The organism is Bacillus sp. 37MA, from assembly GCF_000372765.1.
In the GTDB taxonomy this organism is placed as follows: Bacteria; Bacillota; Bacilli; order Bacillales; family Domibacillaceae; genus Domibacillus; species Domibacillus aminovorans.
On sequence record NZ_KB889752.1, the window covers coordinates 3,693,867 to 3,711,439 of the forward strand.

Annotated in this window: 26 protein-coding genes and 2 pseudogenes; 19 read left to right on the forward strand and 9 right to left on the reverse strand. The window is 38.3% G+C overall.

The window, feature by feature from the left end; translation table 11 throughout:
* The first annotated feature begins 7 nt into the window (after positions 1 to 7).
* From dhaL to A3M5_RS0120320, 3 genes are all read left to right on the forward strand, one after another.
* On the forward strand, positions 8 to 610 hold the full coding sequence (gene dhaL / locus A3M5_RS0120310; RefSeq protein WP_018395607.1) for a dihydroxyacetone kinase subunit DhaL: 603 nt from the start codon (positions 8 to 10) through the stop codon (positions 608 to 610).
* Positions 603 to 986 carry a dihydroxyacetone kinase phosphoryl donor subunit DhaM gene (gene dhaM / locus A3M5_RS0120315; protein WP_018395608.1) on the forward strand — a complete coding sequence of 128 codons (384 nt, stop codon included), beginning with the start codon at positions 603 to 605 and terminating at the stop codon, positions 984 to 986. Before dhaL ends, dhaM begins: the two co-directional genes overlap by 8 nt.
* A 154-nt stretch (positions 987 to 1,140) precedes the next feature.
* The gene (locus tag A3M5_RS0120320) at positions 1,141 to 1,518 is read left to right on the forward strand and encodes a PH domain-containing protein (protein ID WP_018395609.1); all 378 of its coding nucleotides are present in this window, start codon (positions 1,141 to 1,143) and stop codon (positions 1,516 to 1,518) included.
* 77 nt (positions 1,519 to 1,595) lie between these two features.
* Here A3M5_RS0120320 and trhA read toward each other — a convergent pair whose 3' ends face one another.
* Positions 1,596 to 2,243 carry a PAQR family membrane homeostasis protein TrhA gene (trhA, locus tag A3M5_RS0120325; protein WP_018395610.1) on the reverse strand — a complete coding sequence of 216 codons (648 nt, stop codon included), beginning with the start codon at positions 2,241 to 2,243 and terminating at the stop codon, positions 1,596 to 1,598.
* Between the two features lie 143 nt (positions 2,244 to 2,386).
* On the opposite strand from trhA, the gene A3M5_RS0120330 reads away from it, so the two are divergent.
* Positions 2,387 to 2,947 carry a DUF1836 domain-containing protein gene (locus A3M5_RS0120330; protein ID WP_018395611.1) on the forward strand — a complete coding sequence of 187 codons (561 nt, stop codon included), beginning with the start codon at positions 2,387 to 2,389 and terminating at the stop codon, positions 2,945 to 2,947.
* A 126-nt stretch (positions 2,948 to 3,073) separates the two neighbouring features.
* Here A3M5_RS0120330 and aspA read toward each other — a convergent pair whose 3' ends face one another.
* The 4 genes from aspA to cidR all read right to left on the reverse strand — a co-directional run bounded on the left by aspA (position 3,074) and on the right by cidR (position 6,705).
* Positions 3,074 to 4,495, reverse strand: a complete 1,422-nt coding sequence (aspA, locus tag A3M5_RS0120335) for an aspartate ammonia-lyase (protein WP_018395612.1) — start codon at positions 4,493 to 4,495, stop codon at positions 3,074 to 3,076.
* A gap of 248 nt (positions 4,496 to 4,743) precedes the next feature.
* Positions 4,744 to 5,118: a hypothetical protein gene (locus tag A3M5_RS0120340; RefSeq protein ID WP_018395613.1), complete on the reverse strand. Its 375-nt coding sequence runs from the start codon at positions 5,116 to 5,118 to the stop codon at positions 4,744 to 4,746.
* A gap of 15 nt (positions 5,119 to 5,133) precedes the next feature.
* Positions 5,134 to 5,664, reverse strand: coding sequence for an acyl-CoA thioesterase (locus A3M5_RS0120345; protein ID WP_018395614.1), 531 nt, complete (start codon positions 5,662 to 5,664; stop codon positions 5,134 to 5,136).
* 144 nt (positions 5,665 to 5,808) lie between these two features.
* On the reverse strand, positions 5,809 to 6,705 hold the full coding sequence (cidR, locus tag A3M5_RS0120350) for a cidABC operon transcriptional activator CidR (protein WP_018395615.1): 897 nt from the start codon (positions 6,703 to 6,705) through the stop codon (positions 5,809 to 5,811).
* 226 nt (positions 6,706 to 6,931) lie between these two features.
* On the opposite strand from cidR, the gene A3M5_RS0120355 reads away from it, so the two are divergent.
* Positions 6,932 to 7,189 carry a YciI family protein gene (locus tag A3M5_RS0120355; protein WP_018395616.1) on the forward strand — a complete coding sequence of 86 codons (258 nt, stop codon included), beginning with the start codon at positions 6,932 to 6,934 and terminating at the stop codon, positions 7,187 to 7,189.
* Between the two features lie 92 nt (positions 7,190 to 7,281).
* On the forward strand, positions 7,282 to 7,476 hold the full coding sequence (locus A3M5_RS0120360; protein ID WP_018395617.1) for a hypothetical protein: 195 nt from the start codon (positions 7,282 to 7,284) through the stop codon (positions 7,474 to 7,476).
* Positions 7,477 to 7,541: 65 nt separating this feature from the next.
* On the opposite strand, the pseudogene A3M5_RS24965 reads toward A3M5_RS0120360, so the two are convergent.
* Positions 7,542 to 7,766, reverse strand: a pseudogene (locus A3M5_RS24965) (CocE/NonD family hydrolase C-terminal non-catalytic domain-containing protein); the annotation flags it as partial.
* A gap of 181 nt (positions 7,767 to 7,947) precedes the next feature.
* Here A3M5_RS24965 and A3M5_RS26710 point away from each other — a divergent pair.
* Positions 7,948 to 8,079: a hypothetical protein gene (locus A3M5_RS26710; RefSeq protein WP_018395618.1), complete on the forward strand. Its 132-nt coding sequence runs from the start codon at positions 7,948 to 7,950 to the stop codon at positions 8,077 to 8,079.
* 33 nt (positions 8,080 to 8,112) lie between these two features.
* Complete coding sequence (locus A3M5_RS23375) at positions 8,113 to 8,499, forward strand: lipoate protein ligase C-terminal domain-containing protein (protein ID WP_018395619.1); 387 nt, start codon at positions 8,113 to 8,115, stop codon at positions 8,497 to 8,499.
* Between the two features lie 42 nt (positions 8,500 to 8,541).
* On the opposite strand, the gene A3M5_RS0120370 is transcribed toward A3M5_RS23375, so the two are convergent.
* Positions 8,542 to 9,822, reverse strand: a complete 1,281-nt coding sequence (locus A3M5_RS0120370) for an N-acetylmuramoyl-L-alanine amidase family protein (protein ID WP_018395620.1) — start codon at positions 9,820 to 9,822, stop codon at positions 8,542 to 8,544.
* Positions 9,823 to 10,031: 209 nt separating this feature from the next.
* Between A3M5_RS0120370 and A3M5_RS26260 the strand changes: the two are divergent.
* A pseudogene (locus tag A3M5_RS26260) lies at positions 10,032 to 10,445 on the forward strand (catalase); the annotation flags it as partial.
* A gap of 49 nt (positions 10,446 to 10,494) precedes the next feature.
* Positions 10,495 to 10,866 carry a type 1 glutamine amidotransferase family protein gene (locus A3M5_RS26265; protein ID WP_018395622.1) on the forward strand — a complete coding sequence of 124 codons (372 nt, stop codon included), beginning with the start codon at positions 10,495 to 10,497 and terminating at the stop codon, positions 10,864 to 10,866.
* A gap of 45 nt (positions 10,867 to 10,911) precedes the next feature.
* On the opposite strand, the gene A3M5_RS0120385 is transcribed toward A3M5_RS26265, so the two are convergent.
* Positions 10,912 to 11,487 (reverse strand): beta-class carbonic anhydrase, encoded by a 576-nt coding sequence (locus A3M5_RS0120385; protein ID WP_018395623.1) that lies wholly within the window; start codon positions 11,485 to 11,487, stop codon positions 10,912 to 10,914.
* A gap of 57 nt (positions 11,488 to 11,544) precedes the next feature.
* Positions 11,545 to 11,865 carry a thioredoxin family protein gene (locus tag A3M5_RS0120390; protein ID WP_018395624.1) on the reverse strand — a complete coding sequence of 107 codons (321 nt, stop codon included), beginning with the start codon at positions 11,863 to 11,865 and terminating at the stop codon, positions 11,545 to 11,547.
* A gap of 80 nt (positions 11,866 to 11,945) precedes the next feature.
* Here A3M5_RS0120390 and queF point away from each other — a divergent pair, with 80 nt between their 5' ends.
* The 9 genes from queF to A3M5_RS24975 all read left to right on the forward strand — a co-directional run bounded on the left by queF (position 11,946) and on the right by A3M5_RS24975 (position 17,563).
* The gene (gene queF / locus A3M5_RS0120395; RefSeq protein ID WP_018395625.1) at positions 11,946 to 12,443 is read left to right on the forward strand and encodes a preQ(1) synthase; all 498 of its coding nucleotides are present in this window, start codon (positions 11,946 to 11,948) and stop codon (positions 12,441 to 12,443) included.
* Positions 12,444 to 12,806: 363 nt separating this feature from the next.
* Positions 12,807 to 13,193: a DUF5412 family protein gene (locus tag A3M5_RS0120400; RefSeq protein WP_018395626.1), complete on the forward strand. Its 387-nt coding sequence runs from the start codon at positions 12,807 to 12,809 to the stop codon at positions 13,191 to 13,193.
* 27 nt (positions 13,194 to 13,220) lie between these two features.
* Complete coding sequence (locus tag A3M5_RS0120405; RefSeq protein ID WP_018395627.1) at positions 13,221 to 13,739, forward strand: hypothetical protein; 519 nt, start codon at positions 13,221 to 13,223, stop codon at positions 13,737 to 13,739.
* A 110-nt stretch (positions 13,740 to 13,849) separates the two neighbouring features.
* Entirely contained in the window at positions 13,850 to 14,191 is a 342-nt protein-coding gene (locus A3M5_RS0120410) for an immunity protein CdiI family protein (RefSeq protein WP_018395628.1), read from the forward strand.
* Between the two features lie 225 nt (positions 14,192 to 14,416).
* Positions 14,417 to 14,677, forward strand: coding sequence for a hypothetical protein (locus A3M5_RS0120420; protein WP_018395630.1), 261 nt, complete (start codon positions 14,417 to 14,419; stop codon positions 14,675 to 14,677).
* Between the two features lie 739 nt (positions 14,678 to 15,416).
* Positions 15,417 to 15,833, forward strand: coding sequence for a hypothetical protein (locus tag A3M5_RS0120425; RefSeq protein ID WP_018395631.1), 417 nt, complete (start codon positions 15,417 to 15,419; stop codon positions 15,831 to 15,833).
* Between the two features lie 512 nt (positions 15,834 to 16,345).
* Positions 16,346 to 16,678: a PadR family transcriptional regulator gene (locus tag A3M5_RS0120430; RefSeq protein WP_018395632.1), complete on the forward strand. Its 333-nt coding sequence runs from the start codon at positions 16,346 to 16,348 to the stop codon at positions 16,676 to 16,678.
* 1 nt (position 16,679) lies between these two features.
* A complete protein-coding gene (locus A3M5_RS0120435) occupies positions 16,680 to 17,249 on the forward strand; it encodes a hypothetical protein (protein WP_018395633.1) in 570 nt (189 codons plus the stop codon).
* A gap of 140 nt (positions 17,250 to 17,389) precedes the next feature.
* Entirely contained in the window at positions 17,390 to 17,563 is a 174-nt protein-coding gene (locus A3M5_RS24975) for a hypothetical protein (protein WP_018395634.1), read from the forward strand.
* The last annotated feature ends 10 nt before the right edge of the window (positions 17,564 to 17,573 follow it).

Consider the following 17,573-nt stretch of genomic DNA (forward strand, 5'->3'; position numbering starts at 1 on the left):
GGAATAGATGAAATTAACAGTAGAAGCATTACGCACAGCCTTGCTTGCGACAGCGGACGCAATTGAACAACAAAAGGATGAACTGACCGACTTAGACCGAGAAATTGGAGACGGTGATCACGGAATTAATATGTCTCGTGGTTTTCAAGGTGTTAAAAAGGAGCTCGAGGTACAGAATTCTCTTGCAGATCTTGGAGAATTGTCAAAACTAGTTGGAATGACGCTCATTAAGACGGTCGGTGGTGCTTCGGGTCCTTTGTATGGAACAGCATTCGTAAAGTTCGCGACAAAATGGAGCGGGATGAAGTCGGTAGAGGGAGAGGATCTGTTTGCTGGTTTTAAAGAAGCAACAGAAGGCATCAAGAGTCGTGGGAAATCACAAGCCGGTCAGAAAACGATGGTTGATATTTGGGAACCATTTACTGCATCCCTTCAAGCTGATTCGACTTTAGAAGAAGTGATTGATCAAGCGTTAGTGGATACGAAGGATCTCGTGGCAACAAAAGGGCGTGCTTCCTACTTTGGAGAAGCGACAAAGGGTGTTCAAGATCCAGGAGCCTTATCGAGTTCGATCCTCTTAAAGAACATCGTGGAGGTGCTTCATGATTAATCTGATTCTCGTCTCGCATAGTGAAAAGCTCGCAACAGGTTTAAAGGAATTGCTGGCTGAGATGGTACCATCTATTGAGATTCTGGTCGCGGCCGGATTAGAAGGTGGAAAAATCGGGACAGAAGTCTCGCGAATCGAGCAAGCTTTTTCTCAAATTTCCGATGATGCATTGATTTTGACAGATATCGGATCGGCAACGATGAATGCGGAATTGGCTCTCGAATTGTATACCGGAAAGCATACCATTCGCTTCGTCGACGTTCCTCTCGTGGAAGGATCGTTTCTAGCAGCAGTCTTAAGTGGACAAGGCCAACAGATCGATCAGATTGTGACAGAGCTTGAGCAGGAATATTTATCAAAAGAAAAAACGAATTAATAAGCAAAGCTCACCTCCAAGTCAACGATTTGGAGGTGAGCTTATTTGCCGTCTGAGCGTATCTTTCAATAGGTTTTCCGCTTGAATAAATCATAAATATTAAAATTGGAATAACCATCATATAATTAAGAAAAATAATGAAGGAGTGGATGAAGTGGGGTTTTTGGATGGATTGATGGGGAATGCTTCAGAAGTTGATAATGAAGATATGAAAAAGGAATTCGGAGAGGTTCTGGCAACAAATGAAAAGGTAGAAAAATCGTACAAACTGATTCGAGATCTATTTATTTTCACGAACCGACGGCTGATCTTAGTTGATAAGCAGGGGATGACAGGAAAGAAAGTGGAAATTCAGTCTTTGCCATATAAAAGTATTACCCGCTTTAGTGTTGAAACGGCGGGAAGTTTTGATCTGGATGCAGAGCTGCAAATTTGGATTACAGGTGATACGGTACCGATTAAGAAACAGTTTAATAAAAGTTTAAATATTTATGAAGTGCAAAGAGTACTAGCTGATTATGTCTTAACATAATTTGTAGGTGTCATATATAAATGAAAGATCAGTCTTCTTAAACACGAGAAGACTGATCTTTTTGCACTAATTCCCTATCATAACACGTATACATAAACACTTAAAAAGTGAGCAAGACTGCCAAGCAGGATGAAGATGTGAAAGATTTCGTGAAAGCCCATTTGTTTGAACTGCAGCCACTTCGGTTTTAATCCGTAAATGATGCCGCCGATTGTGTACAGAACGCCGCCCACTACAAGCAGCACGAGTCCAGCTGATTCCATATTTGATGCGAGCGGAGAGAATATGAAAATCGCCATCCAGCCCATGACAATGTAGAGAGCTGTTGACAACCACCTCGGACAGTTAAACCAGACCATTTTAAAGATAACGCCGAACACCGCAATGGCTGAAACGATGCAAAACAGCGTCCATCCGGTCGTATTATTCAAACTGATTAAACAAAAAGGTGTATAGGAACCGGCAATTAAAATAAAGATCATGGAATGATCAAGCCGTCTGAAAAAGGCAATGACGGTATCTCTTGCAATAACAGAATGATAGGCAGCGGATGCTGAGTATAAAAGAATTAAACTGACGCCGAAAATTGTAACAGCTGTAATAGCGGCCGCTGATTCAATAGTGAACGCTGCTTTGATAACCATTGCAATCAGTGCTGCGACTGATAAAATGGCGCCAGCTAAATGGGTAAGTGCATTAATCGGTTCTCGAATAAAAACAGTCATTCAAAATACCTCCAAAACGATATATAGTTTTTTATACTACATATTATAATATAGTTGTAACATTACATAGTCAAGTTTTACACTATATCAATATTCACCTATAATAAAGACAATATAATTATGATAAAAAAGAAGGTGTTACTATGGGGAATTTAATAGACATTTTGAATGAACTGCATCTCGAAAACCAGCTCACACCGGATGATATACCAAACATTGATCTATACATGGACCAAGTCATTCAATTATTTGAACATACATTTAATCAATCAACCCGCAATGAAGACGAAAAAGTGCTAACGAAAACGATGATTAACAACTATGCGAAAGGAAAGCTGCTTTTCCCGATTAAACAAAAAAAGTATTCTAAAGAGCATTTATTATTAATCAGTTTCATCTACCAGCTGAAAGGCACACTATCAATTAGCGATATTAAAACGACACTTGAAGGTGTAAATGAAAATATTGATGAAATCGATATTGATTCATTTTACAAAAGTTATCTCGATATTGCCGCAAACAATGTCACTCATTTTAAAGAAGATGCGATGAGCCGCATGAATGAAATTAAAGCGGATACAAATGAACTTGAACACATTTTGCATATTCTATCGCTCGTTCATATGAGCAATATGTATCGGAAAACAGCTGAAAAACTCGTTGATCAACTTATATCGACACAACATATAAAAAATATGGAGTAGGAGATGTGAGATCATGAAGCCTGGTGGAAGTGTGTGAATAGCTGCACGATGAGGATCATTGAGATTAAAAAGGAAAAAGACTATTCGAGAAGCCAGTCATTAACTGCTAAACGAATAGTCATATATTTACTTATCTAATAAAGATGCTCCAGATATACCTGGGTTGGTCATTTCATAAGGATCTAAAATTTGATTTAAATCTTCTTCAGACAAAATACTATATTGCTTGCAAAGCTCTCGGACAGACTTCCCTGAGATTATAGCTTCACGGGCAATTTTTGCTGCTGTTTCATAGCCGATATGTGGGTTAATGGCTGTAATCGTCCCGACACTCGTTTCTACATAATGTTTCATTTGCTCTTCATTTGCTTTTATACCCGAAACGCAGTAATTAGTAAAAACGTCGAATCCATTGTTCATAATACTAATTGACTGAAGCAGATTGAAAACGAGAACAGGTTCCATTACATTTAATTCAAGCTGACCGGCTTCTGATGCAAGGCAGATGGTGTTGTCGTTCCCGATTACTTGAAAGGCAATTTGATTAATGACTTCAGCCATTACGGGGTTCACTTTTCCTGGCATTATAGAAGAACCTGGTTGTCGGGCTGGTAAGTTAAGTTCATTTAACCCTGCACGTGGACCAGAGGCCATTAATCTAAGATCGGTTGCGATTTTGGACATATTCATCATGCATACTTTTAACGACGCGGATACTTCTGTGTAGACGTCTGTGTTTTGCGTTGCATCCACTAGATTTTCCGCTGCAAGGAGTGGGAAACCACTGATCATCTCTAACTGTTTGACAACGGCTAAAATGTATTGAGGGTCCGCATTTAAACCTGTTCCAACAGCTGTTGCGCCCATATTTACATCATATAAGTGCTGCCGTGATTGAGTAATGCGTTTTATATCCCGCTCGATAACACGGCAGTATGCTTCAAATTCTTGTCCGAGCCGGATTGGAACGGCATCCTGTAAGTGAGTGCGGCCCATTTTGATAACATGATCAAATTCGTTCGCCTTCTCCTTAAAAGTTTGATGCATGTATTCCATGGTTGATAGTAATTTTTTTGAAAGAGCAAGTGTTGCAATATGAATAGCGGTTGGAAAAGCATCGTTTGTTGATTGTGCCATGTTGACATGTGTATTCGGGCTCAAAAAAGCATAGTCCCCTTTTTTTCTGCCGAGTATTTCCAAGGCGCGATTTGCGATAACCTCATTTGCATTCATATTAATGGACGTGCCAGCTCCGCCTTGTATAGGGTCAACAATGAATTGGTCATGCCACTGACCATCAATAATTTCTTCAGCCGCTTGAACGATGGCTTTTTCCAAATGAGGAGGGAGGCGATCAACCTTTCTGTTGGCAATAGCTGCTGCTTTTTTGACAATTGCCATTGCTTTAATTAACTCTGCATGGATACGGTAGCCTGTAATCGGAAAATTTTCAACTGCGCGCAATGTTTGAATTCCATAGTAGGCATCAGCAGGTACTTCTTTTTCTCCTAAAAAATCTTTTTCAATTCGTCTATTCATATTTGTCATTTAGATTCTCCCAATCGTCTTTTAATAAGGTCTTTCAAAATTAATAACAAGTACTTATAGAAAAAAGAAGATCGTTAAACTAATGTATTATTATTGTACACAATTAGGTGTCAGAATAAAACTGAAGTGAAGATGAATGGATGTATGCATGTAGAAACGAATCAAACGGATTAATCGACCATTAGGAAGATAAATAAAAATACACCTCGAAAGCAAGAGCTTTTAAGGTGTATTTTTAGTCAACGTGTTTATTTTACGCTTGAAGAGCCAACTAATGATTCAGGTGTGTTACCGAGTGCGAGCAGGCTGATTTTCGCGTAGCCTATATCTTTAAACGTTGTAAATAGTTGTTTTAACACGTATATATCTGCATCCATTTTCAATGTTTTCACTTCTTTTATATATAAACGAAGGACAGATCCTTGGGATAGATTAGGCAGGCAGTTGGACGAGTCTTGATCCATAAGCAAGCAGCCCATATACTGATATTTTATTTGAAGAGCACGCGTTAAATTCATCACATGTACTATTTTTTCAAAAAGGACCGGGTAAGTATGTTCGAGATGATCCAATGCTTTTTTTGCCTTTCTTAACTCGTCAAGACTACATAAAGTAGCAATCATTTTCTATACCTCCTTTTATCGGTCCCACGGTTTTTTCAAGGTCATATATTCCGCAAGTTCTTTACTCTTCGTTCTTCTCAGCTTACGCATTTCGGCACGGTCTTTTGCCGAATTATATAGGAATTTTTCTTCTTCTGTTTCTGGAATGACGCCAGGCACTTCAACAGGGCGCTTATTTTCATCGAGTGCGACAAACGTTAGAAAAGCAGTTGCAGCAATGCGCCGGTTTCCTGTAATGAAGTCTTCCGCAATCACTTTGCAAAAGATCTCCATTGATGTGCGGCCTGTATAGGTGACGAATGATTCCAGGCAAAGTGAATCACTTTCATGAATCGCATCAAGAAAATCGATGGAATCAGTTGATGCAGTCACGCATTCTTTTACACGCGCGTGGCGTCGTGCGGATAGGCTCGCGACACTGTCGATTTTTTTCATGAGGACGCCGCCAAATAGTGTTTGATAATTATTTAAATCGCATGACAATACTTGGTCTGCATGTACAATGCGGCTTTCTCTCGTTTTAATAGCCTGTTTTGTGGCATTCATGTGTGTCGCTTCCTCCTGTAGTGGAATCTGTTACAAGTGTACTTCGACATTAAAAGGAAGTAAAATGGTTCTTTTTCATTATCAGTATAGCTTTTCTCTATGTAAATGCTTCCAAATATGAATAGTAAGTATGAAAAAACGAATCTATCTGTTTAGATTCGTTTTTGAAAATTGTGCTTTCGTAAATTGGAGCCATTCTTTGGCCGCATACGAAAGGTATTGATTTCTCCGCCAAATAATCGCCAAGTTCCAATTAATCGAAGGATTGACTACTTTAACAGCCCGAACATGATCATGCAGATGACGGCAAATGCTTTCTGGTAATAAAGAAATGCCAAGTTCGGAGGCGACCATTTCTTCAATGAACGACCACTGGGAGCTTTCGGAAATAACGTGTGGATGAAAGCCAGCCAGATTGCAGGAAGAAACAATCCGGTCATTTAAAACGAAATCTTTGTTAAATAAAATAAAGGATTCAGCTGCGAGTTCAGACAAATGGATTTCTGTTTTGTTTGCTAATGGATGAGAACGAGGAAGGATTAGCATTAAATCTTCTTCCATAAAGGAAAAATGTTCGAACACTTCATTTTTCGTTGGCATCACGATAACTCCTACATCAAGATCATTGTTTTCAACATCCTCTTCAATCTTTTTAGAACCATCTTCTAAGAGCTGAAATGTAATACCTGGATAAACTTTATGGAAGGCACCGATAATTTTTAAGAAAAAATGCGCATCAAAAACAGGCGGGAGGCCGATCCGAATATGACCTGTTTTCAGTTCCAGCAGGTTATCCAGCTCTGTTTCTAAATTGTGAAATGCTTGATCAACTAGTTTAGCCTGCTCGAGCAAAATACGTCCTGCATCGGTCAACACAATTTTTTTGCGGGATCGGTCAAACAGTTCAACACCGAGTTCCGCCTCTAAATTTTTAATCATTTTGCTGATCGTTGGCTGGGTAATAAACAAATGCTCCGCTGCTTTTGAAAAGCTGTTAAAGTTCGTCACTTCAATAAAATATTGCAAATGCTTAATGTCCATGTATGTACACCTGCTAAATGTAATTTATGTCTATTATAGTACAACTAGAAGTCCTTTTGTTTGAAACGAAAGTAATGTGTTGAGATGAAAAATGATTTTATATGTTCATGTTCAACTTGTTTTGAATCATAAGAAGTCAGGGAAATGAATGGAGAATCGAAACATTTAAGAATATTTGATAAAATAGACAGTGTATGAATACATGACATGACATGGAGGAGAACAAATGGCTTATTACGCTGCGTTGTTACATATGTTAGACCCGGAGAAAAATAAAGAAGTACGTCCGCTTCATATTGAGTATTTAGAGAAACTAGAGGAAGAAGGAAAGGTGTATGCACGAGGCCCGTTTGGTGATAATTCAGGAGGGCTTGTAGTATATGTCGCAGATTCCTACGAGGAAGCACAAACACTTGCCGAGAATGACCCCGTTGTTACTCATAAAGTACGCCGTCTTGAATTGAAAGAATGGAAAAAGAATTAATGACAGAGCCTGACAATGACGTCAGGCTTTTTTTGAAAAGAAGAATACAAAGTTGAAAAAAGGGTATAGAAAAGGTAAAGGGAGGGATTATCGTGAAAGCTGTCATTGTCCGTCGTAAGCCTGAAGATGTGCTTATGGAGAAGCTAGATAAAGCCCGGATGTTAGATGAAGGCGGATCATTTTCTATCGGAAACTACGATGTGTGCGACATGGAAGCGGAAAGAGACTCCAGTTGTGAAGTGAAGGAGGAGAACGTTGTTGACGATAAACTTACTAAAACTGCTTAACGAAAATGCCTGACTCAAGTGTTCAAAGAGTCAGGCATTTTTTGTTTGTTGTTTAAAATTGCATATTAAGGAATCACGAACAGCACAATGTACGAAGGGTGTTGATTATCGTGATAAATCGTCTGTGTCGCTATTTTTGTATCGCTGCTGTTGATCATCGTACGGCCTGTGTTCAAGTTCACATCAAAGCGGGGAAAGTTGCTCGAAGACACTTCAACTCGAATTTGATGGCCTTGCAGGAAGACATTGCTTGTCGATGAAAGGCTGATTTCATACGGTACATATTTCCCCGGGAATCATTTAATGTGTCTGCCGGGAAAATTGCTTTAAGATGCGGCGGCTTCTATGTGGCGTTGTAAGAATATCCTTTTGCAGGATTTCCTGCAAATTTTATTTACACTAATCCATGATCCGGATAAAAAAGTCTAAACATGCTACAGTAAATAAAACGGTTAAATGGAGGCATTCATTATGTTGTTTATTGATAATCAAGGAATTACAGATCCGTATATGAATTTGGCTAAGGTACGCAAAGACAAAATTGAATCAAAAGGGATTAAATCCATTCGGAGTCGTGTAGCGAACATATCTGATTTGTTATAAAAAAAAATGACGATTGAGGAATTTCGTCAGTTTGTGCTGACGAATATTTTTGAAGGAGAAGAAAATATTAAAGAATACAAATTGACCGATAATGACTGGCAGACGATCCATTCCATTTCAAAAGATCGGTATCAAAACTGGGATTGGAATTATGGAAAATCACCCGTATTTAATATTCAGCGTTCACATCGCTTCCCGATAGGCTTAATTGATGTTCGTTTAAATGTGAAAAAAGGCTTGATTGAGCATGTACACATTTACGGTGACTTTTTCGGAGCGGGTGATGTACATGAAGTTGAAACAGCACTTAAAGAGGCTAAACATGAAAAAGAAGCGATCGAAAAGGCACTGCAGTCGCTTGAAATGAAGCACTATTTTGGTCAGGTAACACTAGATGAAATGGTGAAGTTGATTTATTAACCATTAAAACAGTTCCGAAAGCGATGCTTCCGGAACTGTTTTTTAGCTGGAGAAATAAGAAAGTAATCCATTATAAATGCCGTTTGCGGCAAGTTGTTGATAGGATTCCGTTACAATCAATGATTCTTCATATGTGTTTGTTAAATAGCCAAGTTCAAGCAAAATAGCTGGCTGATTGTTTTCGCGTAAAACGAAATAGTCGCCATGCCGCATGCCACGGTTTTTGGAAGAAATGGAGTTAGCCAATCCATTATTAATACTGTTTGCGAGCTGTTTCTGATTTTGATGGTAGTAATACGTTGTAAAGCCAGCTGCACTTTTTTCATGAGACCCGTCGTAATGAATGCTAATAAACGCATCAGCATCGTGATAATGGGCATGATTTGTACGAGATGGAAGCGGAACGTATGTATCGGTCGATCTCGTCATCACAACGGTGGCCCCATCTTGTTGAAGTTTTTTAGCCAAACGTTCAGCTGTTTGTAACGTTATATTTTTTTCAATTGTTCCTTGTACGCCTGTTGTCCCATCGTCTATTCCGCCATGTCCAGGGTCAAGAACGATTACTTTTCCATTTAGACTGTTCGAATCCCTTGTTGCTGAATTTGTATCATTGGAAGAAGAAACTATCCAGCTGGCGACATACGCCTCGTTTCCATTTACTAAGCTGATTTTGTACCATTCGCCTTCTCGTCTTGTAAGTGGATAACGTTCTCCCGGTGATCCTTGTGCAATAACAGATGAAGACGTGGATGGGCTTGTCCGAATATTTGTACCTTCATTTAGAATAACGACAAAATCACCTGTTGATGCTGTACTTTGTGATGACTGTGTATGAACAAATTGGCTGCTTACCCATGCCGTTTCATTTTGATAAAGAATCTGAACCCATCCATTCGTGGTGGATGTGATACTAACTTGATCACCGTTGTTTACTTTTCCGATAATAGAAGCCGATAAGGAAGGGGTATCCCTTATATTTACATGATCCGCTGTAATGGTGCCAGTTTGACTGGATGACGCTAGACTATCGGATGCTGGTGAATCGCTGGCACCTTTTGTGACGATATAACTTGCTACCCACCCTTTTTTCCCATCAGAGAGTTGAATTTGATACCAATCATATTTTTCCTTCAGCACTTGGAATTGCTCGTTTCGTTTTGCGCTGCTGATGACACTCGCTGTCATAGCAGGCTCACTGCGTACATTTGCACTGTCTACGCCAATTTGAATAATGTCTGATTCTGCAGAAGAATGTCTCTCCTCCAAAAAAATAAAAATGAGTAAAGCCGTAAAAAAAAGTACTAATCTCTTCTTTTCCATAATCCACCTCCTAAGGATAAATTCAACTTTATTTTAGCATCATTAAATGTTCTATACATCCGCATAAATAATGATTCAATAAATTGAGCAAATGGTCTGAATTAGTCGAAAATTGAGGTTTATTTCTAAAAAAAGAGATGTATTCAAGGAAAGAACGTACACAATTTAAGGTTCATATATGTAAATTAGAATGATGTCGAATTGGTTCCAAAGCAGGTGACCGTGGCCCAACGTTAATGGAGGATTTCCACTTTAGAGAAAAAATGACCCATTTCGACCACGAGCGTATTCCAGAGCGTGTCGTTCATGCACGCGGATACGCGGCGCATGGTTATTTTGAATTATATGAATCAATGAAAGAATATACAAAGGCAGGATTCTTACAGGATCCATCTGTCAAAACACCCGTTTTTGTGCGTTTTTCGACAGTGGCTGGATCACGCGGTTCTGCTGAAACGGTGCGTGATGTGCGTGGTTTCGCGACGAAATTTTACACGGAAGAAGGAAATTATGACTTAGTTGGAAACAATATGCCCGTTTTTTTCATCCAGGACGAGATTAAGTTCCCGGATCTTATTCACGCGGTCAAGCCCGAGCCGCATAATGAAATGCCACAGGCAGCTTGCCGTTCTTGCGGGCAACGGTTTTAATGGAAAAGATGTTAGCAAAATCATGAAGGAATTTGAAAAAGCGGGTACGCGTCCAGAGATCGTCAGCGATAAGCAAGGCTTTGTCAAAGGGGATGATGGTACGGAAATGGAAGTGTCACACACATTCTTGACGGCGGATTCCGTATTATTTGATGCAGTGTATGCAGCAGGTGGTTTGAGTACAGACATGAAAGCGAAGAAAGAGGCTGTTTATTTTATTAATGAAGCATTCGGCCACTTTAAAACAGTCGGTGCTTCGCATGATGGAATAGATTTGATTGCAGATTTGCCTGCCGATACGGGTGTTATGACAGAAGCGAGTCCGTCAAAAGATTTTGCGGATACATTTTTGAACGCGCTCGCTGAACATCGCCACTGGAATCGACAAGTGTAAAAACAAAAAAGTGAAATTGGAAGAGTAATGAAAAAGAAGCGGCCTTTAGAGGACCGCTTCTTTTTCATATCCATCGATAACGAGGTCTAGTTTGCCTGTAGTCGGGTCAATGACAAGGCCGTGTACGGGAATGTCTGCAACCATAAGCGGATGAGATTTTACCATGTTTACGCTATGGGTTACACTTTCTTCTACGCTACTGAAACCTTCGAGCCACTGATCGACATCAATACCGGCATGACGAAGCGTATCGATTACTTCCTGTTGAACACCGCGCGCGCTCATTGCCTCGAACATCGCACTGCTTGAAAGAGAGCTCATGCCGCAGTCGTGGTGACCGATGATTAACACTTCATCTGCCTGTAGCTGATAGACAGCAACGAGCAGGCTGCGCATAATGGAACCAAATGGATGATTGACGATGGCCCCGGCGTTACGGACAATTTTCACATCACCGTTTTTAAAATTCATCGCTTCTGTGACAAGCTCAACAAGGCGTGTATCCATGCACGTTAAAATGACGACGCGCTTATTTGGAAATTTCGTTGTTGTAAATTTTTCAAACTCTTTGTTTTCTACAAACGTTTCGTTAAACGATAAAATGTCTTTTAATAATGTCACGAATGCTTTCTCCTTTCGACCTGTTATTATTATTGTGAACCATTTCATAATTTTTTGTCAAATCATTTTTAGTGCATTTGTGATGTTTTCTTTTAGCGTTTCAATCGGGACAAAACGCGCCATACGGAACAATTCTTTTCCATGGATAAAGAAGATGATGGCTGGTGCGGAGAAAACCGTCAATTGACCAGCTATCTCAGGTGTTGCTGCTGTATCTGCACGGATCATTGTAACAGCCGAGAATTCAGTTATTAATGATTCAACTTGAGGCAGAAGGGCATGGCACACCGAACAGCTGGGACTGGATATATAAAGTAAAATCGCTTCGTTTGATGAAAGAACGTCTGAAAATTCCGCGTATGATGATATCATGTACATTATTGCCGCTCCTTTATCTCATTGTAAATGATGTCTGCTATAATGAAAAGAAATGGGCTTTTTTGAAGGAGGATTCTGGCATGGCTGGACGAAGAGAAGACGAATTGAAAGACATTACACTGCTTGGCAACCAGGGCACAAAATATGTATTTGACTATGACCCATCTGTCCTTGAGACATTTGATAATAAGCACCAAAACCGTGATTATTTCGTGAAGTTTAACTGTCCGGAATTTACATCGCTTTGTCCAATGACAGGGCAGCCTGATTTCGCGACGATTTACATTAGTTACATTCCCGATGTGAAAATGGTTGAAAGCAAAGCGTTAAAGCTCTATTTATTCAGTTTCCGCAACCACGGCGATTTTCATGAGGACTGCATGAACATTATTTTAAACGACCTCGTGGAACTGATGAATCCCCGCTATATTGAAGTATGGGGAAAATTCACACCGCGTGGCGGCATATCCATTGACCCGTATACGAATTACGGGCGTCCAGGGACGAAGTATGAGAAGATGGCAGATTACCGTATGATGAACCATGATCTATATCCCGAAACGGTAGATAATCGATGATTGGCGGAAATACGAGCTTGGTCACACGAAATTGGCTGAAATGTGACCAGTAAAACGGCGGAAATCAAAAAGAACGTGATCGAAAATGTGATCAAATGATTCAGAAAATAGCAGGATGTGACCAACAGCATTATGCGTTAAAAAGAGGTATCTCCAGATGGAGGTATCTCTTATTTATTGGAAAACTTTATTTAATTTTAGGCTCTGTTAAAGAATATTGTTGATTTTCTTGTTAAATTAAAGGGGTAGATTAGTGGAATATAGGGAATTTGAAGACTGGAATTTTCCCTTGAACAAACAAGCCTGTATTTCTGATAGGATGGTTATGAGAAACCGATAAAATTTAAAGAATGGATAGTCCAAATGAAAAAGAAATTAAAACCTTTTTTTATAGCGACAGTCGTTATCATCGTTTTATTTATGGCAGGGAGATATATATTGGATTTATTATTTGGAGATATGTGTGGGAATGAAATTGTTCAAGAAGTTTCTTCTCCAAACGGTAAAAAAGTGGCTCATATTTTCAATAGAGATTGTGGAGCAACAACGGGCGTATCGTGGCAATTATCTATCATTGATAAGGATGATGAACTTCCAAATAAATCGGGAAATACATTCGTCTCGGATCAAGAGTTCAAAATTAATTGGATTAGCGACAAGAAACTACTTGTAAATTACAAAAAATCATCAAAAACGTATGAAATGGACAAAAGTGTGAGCTGGACTAAGATTGAGTACGTGGTAAATTAAAACGTATCAAAGAAAGTGGTGAATTAAATGGTGAAAATTGATGACGAAACTGCGTGGGAAGATAACCAGTTGGATTTTTGGTTCTGTGGATGTGAAATAAAACCATTAAGTATGTATTTTATAGACGGCGAATATCGTAAAACCTTATCTGACTTTTGGAATAGTTACAATCGCTATCCACTTAAAGTCATTCATACTCTTGCAAATGAAACAGACGACTTGAAAGATAATGAAAAGTGGAATTATTTCCAGATTGATATTATTCATTCCATTGATGAACTGGCTGAAATGCTAAATGATATAGGTTGGAAACTAGGTGAAGAGAAATTTTTCATTACCAACTCTACCTCAGATATTAAATTTGAAATAATTGAAGAAGAGACATTAATGGGTAAAGAACAATCACAATATCCTATTTTCGACTTAAGTATTGGAGAATCTTTAACGGACACTACCCTTCATGGACGAGCATTTGTATTAGGCACTAATGATGCTGCATTAAATACGAAGGAAAAGGTAAAAGAGTTGATTGATAAAGTCAAATAACATTATGGGTTCAATAAACATTGTAGAATTTCTTATTCAGTCGGTGAGAGACTTTGCTAAAACAATGGAATATAGAATAAAAAATTCGGATTTGAAGGGGTTAAAATACAATGGAATGTTTGTGTGAACAAAACGTAACCGACGAATTAAAAATTGAGGGAGATATGGGGGGTGACCCTATATGGTGTAATAAATGTGGTTGCAACCTTGATATAGACGAAGCTCCGATTTCAGAGGAATTAAAAGAGGAACTTTGGAATTGGATGGCAAGATATGGCGAATGGATTGACTGGGATCAAGATGAGCTGCTGCCTAATGGAATCGAACTTGAAGAAGAGCGTAATAAACAGGGAATGAAATTAACTGAAAAAGTAAAAAAGGAACTGGAGGGAACATACAAAGTTAGATTTTCACCTTCCACATCAGCAAGAAGCTATGTGAACAGGGAATAGGGAGTTTGGTGAGCTGACTATACCTTATTTTAGGAACAGAGTTTGCATGAGAAACGTTTCTCTTTTGACACATCAATTAGCTTGGAGGTATTTAAAATGGACAAAGTTTTTGTCTTAGACGGTAATAATTTTTTCGATTTTAAAAGTCTTTGTAAGGAATTTTCGAATGTCGTCCTCTCTGGAAGATATGAGTGAGATGGAAATCTTGATGCTTTTAATGATATTTTGTATGGTGGCTATGGCGATATAGGTTTTGAAGAAAAATGTACAATTATTTGGGAAAATTCAACCAAATCTAAGAGTGATTTAGGGTATAAAGAAACAATTATTAAACTTAATGAAATACTTCAACATTGCTATCCAAGCAATAAAATAGTCGTAATGAAAGAAATCAATCAAGCTAAAAGAAATGAAGGTCCCACCATATTTGATAAGATAATTGAAATTATTCAAGAGCACCAACATATCACGTTGATTTTAGAATAATCACTTGTTCAAATGGAGGGCGTATTAATGACCAAATGATCAAAGTGCTTTCTGAAAAGCAGTATATGCACCTTTATCCTTGCAATCAGTTTCATTTCTTATACGTGCAAATGTCTTAGCGGCACGATTAAAACCTTCTCAATAAACAGGGTTTTTGCGTGTGTTCTGTGTGTGAATAAAATCTCAATTTTATCCTGCTTTATGGACTCTTTTATCTCTTCTGTTCAGTCACTTATTGAACTTAAGCACCTGTTAGTTGAAGAAACAACAGCTTTCAATCAATGTTAAAGAAACCAAAGTAAATAAGGGCAATTGCACCGATTACTGCTACTAAAGTAAAAAGTCTATTAATATTATTTCCCCCTAACAGCTTTCAATTAATACAGTATTCTATTCTGTTGCTGCTATCATTATGTACTGCTCCTTCAACTTCAACTAAGTTATTCATTAAAAGGAGTCATTTTACGACCCGATAAATTAGAGCAGCCCCTTGTCTTGAACACTCTTCGCAAGGCTTCGTTGACTAATTCACTTTTATTTCCTTGTTCTCAATAGCCAAGGCAGCTATAAAGAACTCAGCTTTGCACATAGGTTACTTTCACAACGATGCAGATTAACATTAACACCTTGTATTCGTCGTCCTACTCAAAGGCAGCAATGCAAACTTAACCAAAAATTTACAATATTAATATTCATCCCTTGTTACAATAAAAATGATAGAAGAAAGGGGAGAACATTCATGTCAGCAGAAAACACAGTCTCAAACAGAAGCACACACCTTTTCGTTGATCCATTCATCGACATTCATTTATTAATGACAGGCGATAAGGATGTTATTGAGGGACTGGATGCTCAAGTTAGTGCGATCAAAATGTTGATAGGGAACATGGATTTCGAAACTGAATACAATGACGACCCAGAAGCTAGCCAAAAAGGATACCTTTCTGTTTTAGACGAGATCGGCAGGTTGCTGAAGACTCGCATGGACGTTTTCCCGAAAGAGCAGCGTAATATTGAAGTTGTTCGTAGCTTTTTGAATGCGATGTTGTTGAGTAGAATTTATGAGCAGGAATCGTATCAAGGAATTTTGGATCAAGACAGACTGGATGATGGAGAAGATGGAAAACAGCCGATTTTGATTTTTAGACCAGAATGAAAAAGTGATAGAACATTCAGGTTAAAATATATCTGCATAAAATACACAACCTTGGTCATTCTTATGATCGAGGTTTTTCTATTGAAACGGCTAGTTCGGGATGTAGCAAAGCTGCAACGGATTTTAAATCATTCTCATCCACCCATCACACTGAACTATAATGGAGTGTTTCCAGTATGGGGCCAGCCAACGAAATGGAAATTTTGTACGTTAAGCACTTATTCCCAATAAGGTACAAGTACTCTAATTTTAGTACTTTCTTATTGGGAATGAGTTTTGGTGCTAATATAGGCAGGATTTGAAGTATGAACAGTTGGTCCAAATAAAGCACCGAAACTGTTCTTGTTCAACTAAAGGGGCAGTTTAGTTAAGCAATAACTCAACATAGACATAGGTAAAGAAATTAATTTTCTTATACCTTTCTTTAAAATATATATTACTTTATTAGGTATAAATGGTCTATATTCTATTTATACCTAATAAAATAATGTATAGGTAAAGGAGGGCAATACTTGAAAGTTGATAAGGAAATATTACGAGGATATATCGATACAATTATATTAAGCTTGCTTTACCATAATGATATGTATGGCTATGATTTGAGCAGAGAAGTTAAGAAACAAAGTCAGAATTCATTCGAAATAAAAGAAGGGACGTTATATCTCTCATTTAAACGTCTTGAGAAAAATGGGTATGTTATAAGCTATTGGCAAGAAGGGAGTGCAGCTGCGAGGAGGAAATATTATCATCTCACGAATGCTGGACGAGCGTACCTTAGCCATAAAAAAGTGGAATGGCTGTTCATGAAACAATTAATAGATCAATTTTTAGAAGGAGTTGAATAACATGACTTTAAGTAGGGATACAGAAAAAAAAATTAATCAATTTGTAAAGAAAAATACAGAGTTAAACGCAACAGATAATGAGGAACTAACGTACTTTGAAAAACTTGTCCTACATGCTAATAAAACATTAGGAGAAGCGAAGAAGACTGCAGCCAAATTTAAATGGACATCGCAAAAGAACCAAGAAGCGCAGGAAGATTTAATAAGCTATATGACCGACTATATTCAGGATTTGGTTGTAGAAGGTGGTATATCCGAGACCGATGCTTTTGAAAAGGCAAAAGGAACTTTTGCCGTCGAAAACCCAGAAAATCCATTGTTGGATAGTAACGCCAAATGGTTGCATCATTTCGAACCAAATGTTGAGGAAGCAATCGGTTTATATTATGCTGCGTTCATGTTTATTGGTTTAACATTGGGTGCATTGTTGGGTGTTATTTTGCAGATGGTTGTTTTAAAAGAGGAGATCGGTTTATTGTTCTTTATTGTTACTGGAATTGGATTGATGTTAGGTCTTGCACTTGGATTGTTGAAAAATGCAAAAATTAGCCTGAATCGAAACTGTTTATGATAATTAAAAAGGTAATACTCTATTGCTTCTTAAGATAACGGGGCTTTAGTTGAACAAGGATAGATAAGAAAAGTCGATTTCCTGTACGTTAAGGAATCGACTTTTTTTAGTATCTATTAGTCATGTGCGGATTAAGTTTAATGTTCCTTGTGACACTGAATATCGGTGCGGTTGTTGGAGCAATCATTGGAGGACAGCTTGCAGATAAGTTCGGATCTAGAAAAGTGCTCGTCGCCTTTTTAATAATTGCGTTTGCTGCACTTACTCACATACTAAAATTAGTAGGAGGTGTTCCAAAAGTCAGTGATCACTGACTTTTGGAAC